The following is an 11,396-nucleotide window of genomic DNA, read 5'->3' on the forward strand; positions in this document are numbered from 1 at the left end:
CAGCAACAGCAAGTCCCCCCCCTTTTTCAAAGGGGGGAACAGCTCGCAAAAGGGAGCAACGAAGGAGGAACCGCTGGGGGAACAGCGACGGCGCTAAGCGCCACGATCGCTCACAACGACTCCTGCGGCTCCACCGCCGCGGCCTCGTCGCCCTGGCTCGGGCAGGCGGTCTTCGACACGCGCGCTTCCCATTGCCAGAACAACCAGGCGATCGCGGTCAGCGCCGAAGCCGCGACCGCCAGCGACACCGCGCTGGCGCTGATCAGCGGCGAGAGCACGCCGGCCATGATCGCGTTGACCACCAGACCGGAGAACGCCTGCAGGGACGAGGCCGAGCCGCGCTGGCGCGGGTACATGTCGAGGATCGACAGGGTCACGATCGGGAACACCAGGGCGATGCCGAACGCCGACACGCACATCGGCAACACCGCCCACGGGATCTGCGGATCGTCGGTCCACAGGTTGTAGCCCAGGTTCATGGCCACGCCGAGGAAGGAAAACACGAAGCCCCAGCGCACCAGGCGGTCGCCGCTGATCTTGCCGGCCGAGCGCCCCGACACGAACGAGCCGAGCACCATGCCGCCGATGGTCGGCACGAAGAACCAGCCGAACTGGCGTTCGTTGAGCTTGAGGATGTCGAGCACGAACGCCGGCGCCGAGGCGATGTACAAAAACAGCGCGGCGAAATTGAACGCGCCGGTCGCGGTCAGGCGCTGGAAGCGCGGGTTGAGGAAGATCGCGAAGTAATCGCGCAGCAGGCGCTTGGGCTTCAACGGCAGGCGCGCCTGCGGCGGATGCGTTTCCGGCAGCAGGAAGATGGTCGAGGCCAGCAACAGCAGCGAGAAGCCGACCAGGAACCAGAAGATCGCCGGCCAGTGCGCCCAGCCGAGGATCCAGCCGCCGATGATCGGCGCGATCGCCGGCGCCACGCCGAAGATCATCGTCACCTGGCTCATCAGGCGCTGGGCATCGTCGCCGTGCAGCACGTCGCGGATCACCGCGCGTCCGACGATCAGTCCGACACCCGCCGAAAGCCCCTGCACCGCGCGGAAGAACAGCAAGGTCGACAGGTCCGTCGACAGCGCGCAGCCCACCGACGCCAGCGTGAACACGCTGAGCCCGCCGATGATCACGCGGCGGCGCCCGATCGTGTCCGACAAGGGGCCGTGGACGATGCTCATGAGCGCATAGGCGATCAGATAGACGCTGATGGTCTGCTGCATCGCCAGTTTGTCGGCGCCCAGCTCGGCGCCCATGACCGGGAACGCCGGGAAGATCGTATCGATCGAGAACGGCCCGAACATCGCCAGGCCGCCGAGCAGCAAGGCCAGCCGGCGGATCGACAAGGTCTTCGTGGCCGGAGCAGGATCGGGTGCGGAGGTATTAATCGGAGATCACCAATCGGAGAGCGTCGGCTCGGGGCCTCAGCTGGGAGCGTGGGCAGTGTGGGTGTCGATCGGCACCTCGTCGGGCGGGCCCTTGAGTTCGACCACATTGCCTTCGGGATCGAACAGGTATTGCGACGGCCCCTCGCCTTCGGCGCCGTAGCGCGAGCCGAAGTCGCCGATGCGCACGCCGTGCGCCTGCAGGTGAGCGACGATCGCCTCGCGGTCGAAGGGCTCGGCGCGCAGGCACAGGTGATCCATATTGCGGGCCTCGGCCCCGGCCGGCGCGCCGCCGAGGCGGCCGAGCTTGCCCTCGACGTCGACCAGGTCGATCAGGGACAGGCCGGCGCGCAGCTGCACCAGGCCGATCGCGTCCTGGCGCCGTTCCAGCCGGCAACCCAGAACCTCGCAGTAGAAAGCGATCATCGCCTCGGTGTCGCGCACGCGCAGCACCACGTGATCGAGTTGCAGCAGTTGGAACGGGGGACGGTCCATGCAGGAAGCTCCGGGAGGGACCACGACCATGTTACGGCGAATCGGCCTTCCTGAACCGGGTCGCGGCGTCGAAACCCGGGATGAAGCCGGCTGCCGCCAGCCCCGGCAACGTCGCCCCGAAGCCGCCGCTGCGGCTATAATCGCGGCTTGAAACACCCGGTGGGAGAAGCGGCCCGGCCCCCCAGCCAGGCCCGCTGCCGAAGGCGCAACGCCCGTAATCGCTCAGGCCCCATACCGCCGCGTGTACAAAACTCTGGAGAGACCGCCTGCGTACGCTGAGACAGCGGGGCAGAACCGGCGCCGAAGGGGCACGAAGCGAGCGCGGACAGGAGCGGCCCCCGTGGCCATCCCTCCCCTAGCTGCCTGACCGCAGCACGCTTTTAAACTCTCAGGCAAAAGGACAGAGGGGCGCCTCGCGTGCGGCACCGCACGCTGCCTTCGGACGCCCCTGCCATGAGCCCAGCCGCCAACAGCGCAACTTCCTTGCGCGATCTCGAGCACCACGACGCCTTCATCGAGCGCCACATCGGCCCCAACGACGCCGAGATCGGCCACATGTTGGAGCAGGTCGGCTACGACTCGCTCGAAGCCCTGACCGACGCCATCGTCCCCGGCTCGATCAAGTCGACCCAGCCGCTGGCCCTGCCGGCCGCGATCAGCGAAGTCGAAGCGCTGGCCAAGATCCGCGCCATCGCCACCAAGAACCAGGTGTTCCGCAGCTTCATCGGCCGCGGCTACTACGGCACCCACACCCCGAACGTCATCCTGCGCAACATCCTCGAGAACCCGGCCTGGTACACGGCCTATACGCCCTACCAGGCGGAGATCTCGCAGGGCCGCATGGAGGCGCTGATCAACTTCCAGACCATGGTCGCCGACCTGACCGGGATGGAAATCGCCAACGCCTCGCTGCTCGACGAAGGCACCGCCGCCGCCGAGGCGATGACCCTGGCCAAGCGTTCGGCCAAGTCCAAGTCGGACACTTTCTTCGTCTCCAGGAACATCCACCCGCAGACCCTGGAAGTGCTGCGCACACGCGCCGAACCGCTGGCGATCGAACTGCACATCGGCGACGACGCCGAAGCGGCGACGGTCGACGCCTTCGGCGCCCTGCTGCAGTACCCGGACACCTTCGGCGCGGTCAAGGATTACCAGAGCGTCGCCGACGCCGTGCACGCGCGCGGCGGCATCGTCGCCGTGGCCAGCGACCTGCTCGCGCTGACCCTGCTGAAGGCACCGGGCGAATGGGGCGCCGACATCGTCGTCGGCAACACCCAGCGCTTCGGCGTGCCGTTCGGTTTCGGCGGCCCGCACGCCGGCTTCATGGCCTGCCGCGATGCCTATAAGCGCTCGATGCCGGGCCGTCTGATCGGCGTCTCGGTCGACACCGACGGCAAGCCGGCCTACCGTCTGACCCTGCAGACCCGCGAGCAGCACATCCGCCGCGAGAAGGCGACCAGCAACATCTGTACCGCTCAAGTGCTGCTTGCAGTGATGGCGAGCATGTATGCCGTCTACCACGGCCCCGATGGCCTGATCCGCATCGCCCGCCGCGTCCACCGCCAGGCCACGATCCTCGCCGCCGCACTCGGCAAGGCCGGCATCGCCGTCGGCAGCGGCTTCTTCGACACCCTGCACGTCAGCGGCGTCGACGCGAACGCGATCCACGCCAAGGCGCGCGCGGCCAACATCAACCTGCGCGAGATCGACGCCGGCAGCCTCAGCATCAGCCTCGACGAAACCGTGACCCGCGACGAACTCGTCGCCCTCGCCGGCGCGTTCGGCGTGCAGCTCGACATCGACGCGCTCGACCGCGAAGCCGTCGACGCGATCCCGGCCGCGCTGGTGCGTACGTCCTCGTTCCTGCAGCACCCGGTGTTCAACACCCACCACAGCGAACACGAACTGCTGCGCTACATGCGCTCGCTGGCCGACAAGGACCTGGCGATGGATCGCACCATGATCCCGCTGGGCTCGTGCACGATGAAGCTCAACGCCACCGCCGAGATGATCCCGGTGACCTGGCCCGAGTTCGGCAACATCCATCCGCTCGCCCCGGCCGACCAGACCACCGGCTACACCCAGCTGATCGACGAACTCGAGGCGATGCTGGTCGAGTGCACCGGCTACGACGCGGTCAGCCTGCAGCCGAACTCCGGCGCCCAGGGCGAATACGCCGGCCTGCTGGCGATCCGCGCCTATCACCGCTCGCGCGGCGAAGGCCATCGCGACATCTGCCTGATCCCCGACTCCGCCCACGGCACCAACCCGGCCTCGGCGCAGATGTGCGGCATGACCGTGGTGGTGACCAAGACCGACAGCAACGGCAACGTCGACGTCGACGACATCCGCCGCGCCGCCGAGAAGTACAGCGACCGCCTTGCCGCGATCATGATGACCTACCCGTCCACGCACGGCGTGTTCGAGGAGGAAGTGGTCGAGATCTGCGAGATCATCCACAAGCACGGCGGCCAGGTGTACACCGACGGCGCCAACATGAACGCCCTGGTCGGCGTCGCCAAGCCCGGCAAGTGGGGCTCGGACGTCTCTCATCTGAACCTGCACAAGACTTTCTGCATCCCGCACGGCGGCGGCGGTCCCGGCGTCGGCCCCTGCGCGGTCAAGTCGCACCTGGCGCCGTTCCTGCCGAAGACCGTCGACGGCGAAGGCATCGTCGGCATGGTCAGCGCGGCGAGCTTCGGCTCGGCGAGCATCCTGCCGATCTCGTGGATGTACGTCACCCTGATGGGCACCGCCGGCCTGCGCAAGGCCACGCAAGTGGCGCTGCTCAACGCCAACTACATCGCCAAGCGCCTCGCCCCGCACTACGAAACGCTGTACACCGGCCGCAACGGCCTGGTCGCGCACGAGTGCATCCTCGACCTGCGCCCGATCAAGGACGCCACCGGCGTCAGCGCCGAGGACGTCGCCAAGCGCCTGATCGACTTCGGCTTCCACGCCCCGACCCTGAGCTTCCCGGTCGCAGGCACGCTGATGGTCGAGCCGACCGAAAGCGAATCGCAGCACGAGCTGGACCGTTTCATCGACGCGATGATCCAGATCCGCGACGAAATCCGCGCGGTCGAAGACGGCCGCCTGGATCGCGAGGACAACCCGCTCAAGCATGCCCCGCACACCGCCTCGCAGGTCACCGCGAGCGAGTGGACCCGTGCCTACCCGCGCGAGCTGGCCGCGTTCCCGCTGCCGACCCTGCGCCTGCAGAAGTACTGGCCGCCGGTGTCGCGCGTCGACAACGTCTACGGCGACAAGAACGTCATGTGCGCCTGCATTCCGATCGATGCTTACAAGGAAGAAGTCGAGGCCTGAGCCCCGGCTGGGTTGCACTGAAGCGATAAAACGAAAGGCCCCGCGAATGCGGGGCTTTTTTGTTCGTACTCAAGCTGATGCCTACGTCATGGCGGCGACCGCAAACCTCCGTTTATGATCGGCTGACAACAACGGAGGAAATAATGGCAAGGATGTGGATGGTCCGCGGTGAAGGTGGGCAGCTGTACGACGATTTTCGCGAACGTGGCGTGGTGGCGATTGGTTGGAACGAACTGGCAGCAAGAGCCAGGCTGGGCATGACCCGCAGACAGTTAATCGAGCTGTACAAGGCCGACGCCCCGCAGGCGAAGGAAGGCACTGCGATCTCGGGCGCGTCGCAGGTTTGGCGCTTCATCAACGAAATCGGCATCGGCGATTGGGTAATTACCTACTCGCCGGCCAATCGTACATACCTGGTCGGCAAGGTCGTAGGCGAATCAGAGTACCAACCTGAAGGCTCGAGCAAAGGCATGTCATTGATTAGACCGGTCGAATGGCAACCCCAGGAGCTACGCCGCGACATTCTGACTCCCACGACAAAGAACAGTCTCGGATCCACTCTGACTGTTTTTGTGGTGCCCGATGCCCCTGCAGAAGAGGTCCTGGCCGCTCAAGCTGGAAAACCGTCCACCCCACCATCAATCGAAGAATCCGTCGAACAGGAGTCCGTTGCCGTTTTCGACGACATCGAATTGCAAGCCAGGGAGCGAATTAAAGACCTCGTCAATGCGCTCGGTTGGGAGGATATGCAAGAACTGGTAGCCGGCATCCTGCGTGCAATGGGCTACAAGACTCAGGTTTCGACGCCAGGCTCGGACCGGGGTCGCGACATCATCGCCTCACCCGATGGCTTCGGTTTTGAACATCCGCGCATCGTAGTCGAGGTAAAACACCGCAAGCAGAAAATGGGCAGCCAGGACATTCGCAGCTTCCTGGGCGGTCGCCACGCTGAAGACCGGGGCTTGTACGTCAGCACCGGCGGCTACAGCAAAGACGCGCATTACGAAGCAGATCGAGCCAAAATTCCGCTGACGTTGTGGACTCTCGATCATTTGGTGCGCGCGCTTCTCGAGCACTATGAAACGACAGATGCGGTGACCAAGAGGCTGGTCCCATTGAAAAAGACTTACTGGCCTGCGTGAGCGGCAATCCAGCATGTAAAACAAAAAAGCCCCGCGCGTGCGGGGCTTTTTGTTCTGCTACGACTACGGCGGCGCGATGCGTTCGCCGCGTCCTGCCCTTACTTGGTGAGCTTGAGCTTGCCGGCGATCTCGTCGAACTCCGCCACCGTCGACGGCGACAGGTTCGGACGCCCGGCCAGAATGCCGATCGTGACCGTACCCTTTACGTAATAGGTTTCGCCGGCTTCGACTTCCATGTTGAGGATATCCTTGGCTTCCGAATGCACGGTGTACTCGTGCGCGCCCGGCTCGACCGCGACGACGAAGTACTTGCCGCTGCGCAGCTTGCCCAGTTCGACCGCGCCTTCGCGCACCTTGTAGCCGACCGCGCCACCGACGAACTTGGCCGGGCGGAAAAACACGATCTGGCCCTTGCCTGCAGGCGGCGCGGCGATCAGGCCGCTGTTGGCCGCAGCCGACTTCGCGCTGGCCGACGCAGTCGCGGCCGCGCTCGGCGCTGCCGCCGGTGCCGCCGTCGCTGCAGCATTGCCTTCGACCGCGGGTGCGGTACCGGCTTCGCTCTTGGCTTCCGCCGAAGCGCTCGCCTCGGCATTCGGGAGCTGCTTGGCCGGATCGGAAGGCGCCTTGCCGTTCCAGGCCAGCGAACCGCCGGTGGCGAACGCCGACACCGGCAACAACAGAGCAATCAACAGGACACGCGACGACATCGACTTCATTGGACAGCTTCCCCAGTTTGGGTGGTGACGGGTGGTTCGGTGGTGACGACAGGCGCGGAGGCCTGAGCGTGCTCCGGCGCCGCGGCAGCGGGCGTCAGATCGACGTCCTGTGCGATGCGCGCCTGGGCCTGGGTATACGGAGGGATCTGGATCTCGCCGCCGCGTATGAACATCGCGAACACGCCGACGGCGATGGCCAGGCCGATGACCTGGCCCGACTTGTCGACACCGGCCGAGCCGACGCGGAAGCTGCGCAGTGGGATCTGCCGGCCATCGGCTTCGAGATAGCGCGCGGCAAGCAACAACTCGCCCGGCTTGCCGCCGCTGCGCGAACGCTCGGCATGGATCACCTCGCCCACGCCGGTGGTACCGGCCGGCAGCACGAGCGTGCCGTCGACGCTCAGCGCTTGCGCCAGCCGCAGCCCGAACTTGTCGCCGCGCTTGAGCGTGGCCGAACTCAAAGGCTGCAGGGTTTCGAGCAGCACGTCGGTACCGGCGACGATACGCAGGGCACCGGCGCTGCCGGCGGCTGCCGAGGGCAATGCCGGCGCCGGAGCGGTTTCGGAGATGGACGCTGGAGCAGGCCCGGATACCGGCACCGCCGCGGGTGCGGGCGCGGGTGCGGGTGCGGCGGGCAGCGCACTCGGCGCCTCGGCGGCGGCCGGCATCGGCTGCGGCGGAGTCATCGCCAAGGCGGCGATCAACACGGTAGACATCGAAAACATGAAGGCGGCCCCCAACCGTCCTTGGCGGCCGTCACGCTATCGGAACGCCGAGGCTTTGCCAAGCGGGTTTTTCGCCTGGATCGCCGAGTCATCGCAAGTCACATTGCGGCGGCACCGGAAACACATTGCCGCTCGTTGATCGGCTACCAGGGACGAGACGGTCGCCGGCGAGCTGCCGCTGCCTCACTCATCGCCTTTACCCGCCTCCTCTCGACTTAGCACGCGCTACGGTCGCCGCAAGCGGGAGAGCGCTGCGAACGAGTCGGCTCGCAGGCAACCCTTCTCCCGCTGGCGGGAGAAGATGGCCGATCCACATTCCCCTGGATCGCATGCAGCCCGCATTGGCCGAAGCGGCCAGCCAAGACGCGCAGGGCCAGCGCTTCGTTCCGTCTCGAACCGCTTTCGTCGCCCCCTCCCCCGGCTTCGTCGCGCCCCCACTTCCACCCGGCCGGCAGACGACTATGCTGCGTCGCAACCCAAGCCCCTTTCGGACCCGTCGTGATCAGGAGCTTCTTCTTCATCGTCCGCCTCGCCGCCGCATGGTTCGGCGTGTTCCTGCTGATGGCGCTGCTGTCCTCGGTTACGCCGGGGCTCGAGCACCAGGACGTGGCCCCGCTGTTCATCATCGCCGCGCTGGTCGTCGCCTACGTCGTCACCAACGCTTTCTCGCATCTGCGCCGGGTGCGCCTGATCGCCGGACATATCGACCGCGACACCCTCGCCAACCGCCACCGCCGCCAGATCGAGGTGCCGTTCGAGGCCGGCGAGGTGTTCGACCTGCTCGACGCGGCGATCCGCGAACTGCCGCGCGTCGAGGAGATCGAAAGCGCCCGCGACAGCCTGCAGGTCAGCGCCAAGGTGCAGCGCCCCAACCTGTACGGACGCAGCCGCACCGATCGCCAGGGCGTGGTGCGCAATCACAGCCGCTGGACCCGCAACCAGATCCTGGCCACGGTCACGCCCGGCGAGGACAGCGGCAGCATCACCCTGATCTGCGAGCCCGAGACCGGAGCCTGGAGCGACTGGTTTCGCGTCGACGGCGGTACCAACCTGGAGAACGCCGAGGCGGTCGTGCGCGCCATCACCCGTCGCATCGCCGAGCGCCGGCGCACCGAGCGCGTCAGCACCACCCGCACGGTCACCGAGAAGGAACTCGCCGTGGCCAAGCTGAGCCTGCTGCACGCCCAGGTCGAACCGCACTTCCTCTACAACACTCTCGCCAGCGCCCAGTACCTGACCCGCAACGACCCGCCGCGCGCCGACATCATGCTGGGCCATCTGATCGACTTCCTGCGCCGTTCGCTGCCGCGCACCGAGGACGCGCAGTCCACACTCGGCGACGAGCTCGACCGCTCCCGCGCTTATCTGGAAATTCTCAAGCTGCGCATGGGCGCCCGGCTGGCGCTGCAGATCGACGTGCCCGAGGAACTGCGCACGATTCCGTTGCCGCCGATGATGCTGCAGACCCTGGTCGAGAACGCCATCAAGCACGGCCTGGAACCCAAGCCCGGCGGCGGCACCGTGTGGATTCTCGCGCGCCGCAACGACCACCGCGTCGCCATCACCGTCGCCGACGACGGCGAAGGCTTCAACTCCACCAACGCCGGCACCGGCATCGGCCTGCGCAACGTGCGCGAGCGCCTGCAACTGGTGTACGGAGGCGACGCCCAACTCGCGGTCGTCGCCAATTTCCCCAACGGCGTCGCCGCGACGATCAGCGTGCCGCTGGCCGCGCGCGAGGAACCCATCTATGTCTAAGCCCGCTCCCTCCACCGCCCTGGTCGCCGAAGACGAGGCCCTGCTGCGCCAGGCACTGATCGACTCCTTGCGCGGCGCCTGGCCGCAATTGCAGATCGTCGCCGAATGCGAAGACGGCGCCGAAGCGCTGGAAGCCCTGGCCGAGCATCGGCCCGACATCGCCTTCCTCGACATCCGCATGCCCGGCCTGACCGGCATCGATGTCGCCACCGCCGCAGCCGAGGTCAGCCCGCAGACCCAGATCGTGTTCGTCACCGCCTACGACCAGTACGCCATCGACGCTTTCGAGCAGGGCGCGATCGACTACCTGCTCAAGCCGGTCACGCCCGAACGCCTCGCCGTCACCGTGCAGCGCCTGCAGCAACGCAGCGCCGCCCATCAGACCGATGCCGATGCGCTGTCCGAGCTCGCCCAGCAACTCGCCAACCGCGAGCCCAAGCGCAACACGCCGCCGCTGACCTGGATCACCGCGAGCACCGGCCGCGAGACGCGCCTGATCCTGGTCGACGATATCGCCTACTTCCGTGCCGACAACAAATACACCACGGTGGTGACCGCCGAGGGCGAAGCCCTGCTGCGCAAGCCGATCCGCGAACTGCTCGACGTGCTCGACGCGACCATGTTCAAGCAGATCCATCGCTCGACCATCGTCAACCTCAAGGCGATCGCTTCCATCGTCCGCGACGACAGCGGCAAGGGCAGCGTGCGCCTGCGCAACCGCCCGGAAACCCTGACCGTCAGTCAGCCCTTCATGACCCTGTTCCGCACGATGTAACGCGGCAACCCACGATCCAGGTGACCTATGCGCAACTTCACGGCTTTGCTGTACTACCTGTTCGCCTTGCTCGGTTGCGATATCGGCGCGACCACCATCGTCCACCGCGCCAGCGTCGACGGCATCGACATCATCGACAGCGAGGTGCGCGTCACCGACCGCATCGCCAAATTCGAATGCTTGGCCAGCCGGAGCGGGCAATGCCACTACACCCTGTTCCATGACGATTGCGCCGTTGCGGGCAATACGGCCACGAGCCCGGCTGGCGAGGCCCAGCCCTGCGCCAGCCAGCCTTTCGAACGCTTCGCGATGGCCGCCGGTTCCGACAAGGAAGTGATCGGCCTGGAACCGGGATTCAAGCTTTGCGTCAGCGCCGAGGACCAGGCGATGAACGCCGACTGCAAGAGCGCAGAAAGCCAGCGCTGATCGCGCGCGGACCGGGACCGCGGCACAGCCTCAATCGGCCCGCTCGACATACTCGACATCGGCGATCCAGTTGCGCCGGCGCCGGGCCAGACGCACGGCTTCGGTCTCGTCGTCGAGCGTCGACGGCGACCGCCGCAGCATCGCCTCATCGACGCCCTCGAATGTGTTGACGTTGACCACCGCATACAGCGCCCCGTCGATGCGGCTGGTGACCACCGGCACCACCCCGCACCGCGCGCAGACATGGAAATCGGCGGTCTGCGTACCGAAGTCGTAGCGCGACACCAGGGCGGGTTCGTTGACCCGCACCCGCAGCGAACCCGTAGGACACGAGGTCCACACGCCTGCGTGCTTGGTGCAGAACGAGCAAGTGCAGGCGCGCGCCGGAATTTCGCTCGGCTCCGGCCGCCAGTCGAGATCGAAAACGATATTGCCGCAGTGGCAAGCTCCGTGGATCAGCATGGCGGTCTCGATGAATGGGACGTAGATGGGATGCGGCTGTCGCTGTTGGCCTCGCCGTTGACGTTGCACCGGCTGTTGCTGTTGCACTGGCCGTTGCTGTGCGCCGCCGAGCACTCGCGAAGGCAATAGTAGACCCGGAGGGCGGCCCGCATGGATGCGGGCCGTTTTTCATCGGGACAGGGATG

10 protein-coding genes and 1 riboswitch are annotated in these 11,396 nt (G+C 66.5%); of the genes, 5 read left to right on the forward strand and 5 right to left on the reverse strand.

The genetic code is table 11. The features are described 5' to 3' along the window. Positions 1-110: 110 nt before the first annotated feature. Together ACKN61_RS17225 and ACKN61_RS17230 are read right to left on the reverse strand one after the other, a co-directional pair. Positions 111-1,304: a multidrug effflux MFS transporter gene (locus ACKN61_RS17225; protein ID WP_408953850.1), complete on the reverse strand. Its 1,194-nt coding sequence runs from the start codon at positions 1,302-1,304 to the stop codon at positions 111-113. 120 nt (positions 1,305-1,424) lie between these two features. Then, positions 1,425-1,880 carry a VOC family protein gene (locus ACKN61_RS17230; protein WP_408950553.1) on the reverse strand — a complete coding sequence of 152 codons (456 nt, stop codon included), beginning with the start codon at positions 1,878-1,880 and terminating at the stop codon, positions 1,425-1,427. Between the two features lie 243 nt (positions 1,881-2,123). Next, positions 2,124-2,294, forward strand: a riboswitch (glycine riboswitch). Positions 2,295-2,333: 39 nt separating this feature from the next. Here ACKN61_RS17230 and gcvP point away from each other — a divergent pair. After that, complete coding sequence (gcvP, locus tag ACKN61_RS17235) at positions 2,334-5,207, forward strand: aminomethyl-transferring glycine dehydrogenase (protein WP_408950554.1); 2,874 nt, start codon at positions 2,334-2,336, stop codon at positions 5,205-5,207. 143 nt (positions 5,208-5,350) lie between these two features. Next, entirely contained in the window at positions 5,351-6,349 is a 999-nt protein-coding gene (locus ACKN61_RS17240; RefSeq protein WP_408950555.1) for a restriction endonuclease, read from the forward strand. 98 nt (positions 6,350-6,447) lie between these two features. On the opposite strand, the gene ACKN61_RS17245 is transcribed toward ACKN61_RS17240, so the two are convergent. Together ACKN61_RS17245 and ACKN61_RS17250 are read right to left on the reverse strand one after the other, a co-directional pair. Then, positions 6,448-7,056, reverse strand: coding sequence for a DUF2846 domain-containing protein (locus ACKN61_RS17245; protein WP_408950556.1), 609 nt, complete (start codon positions 7,054-7,056; stop codon positions 6,448-6,450). Positions 7,057-7,061: 5 nt separating this feature from the next. Further along, positions 7,062-7,790, reverse strand: coding sequence for a hypothetical protein (locus ACKN61_RS17250; RefSeq protein ID WP_408950557.1), 729 nt, complete (start codon positions 7,788-7,790; stop codon positions 7,062-7,064). Between the two features lie 498 nt (positions 7,791-8,288). Here ACKN61_RS17250 and ACKN61_RS17255 point away from each other — a divergent pair, with 498 nt between their 5' ends. Genes ACKN61_RS17255 through ACKN61_RS17265 form a run of 3 tightly spaced genes read left to right on the forward strand, consistent with a single transcriptional unit; the run spans position 8,289 to position 10,749 of the window. Continuing rightward, a complete protein-coding gene (locus ACKN61_RS17255; protein WP_031374051.1) occupies positions 8,289-9,548 on the forward strand; it encodes a histidine kinase in 1,260 nt (419 codons plus the stop codon). Further along, positions 9,541-10,323, forward strand: coding sequence for a LytR/AlgR family response regulator transcription factor (locus ACKN61_RS17260; protein ID WP_408950558.1), 783 nt, complete (start codon positions 9,541-9,543; stop codon positions 10,321-10,323). The genes ACKN61_RS17255 and ACKN61_RS17260 overlap by 8 nt, the downstream gene beginning before the upstream one ends. A 27-nt stretch (positions 10,324-10,350) precedes the next feature. After that, positions 10,351-10,749, forward strand: a complete 399-nt coding sequence (locus ACKN61_RS17265; protein ID WP_408950559.1) for a hypothetical protein — start codon at positions 10,351-10,353, stop codon at positions 10,747-10,749. A gap of 30 nt (positions 10,750-10,779) precedes the next feature. On the opposite strand, the gene ACKN61_RS17270 is transcribed toward ACKN61_RS17265, so the two are convergent. Further along, the gene (locus tag ACKN61_RS17270; protein WP_408950560.1) at positions 10,780-11,211 is read right to left on the reverse strand and encodes a GFA family protein; all 432 of its coding nucleotides are present in this window, start codon (positions 11,209-11,211) and stop codon (positions 10,780-10,782) included. Positions 11,212-11,396: the final 185 nt, after the last annotated feature.

It is taken from the genome of Lysobacter sp. Hz25, assembly GCF_046097045.1.
Lineage (GTDB): Bacteria > Pseudomonadota > Gammaproteobacteria > Xanthomonadales > Xanthomonadaceae > Lysobacter > Lysobacter antibioticus_B.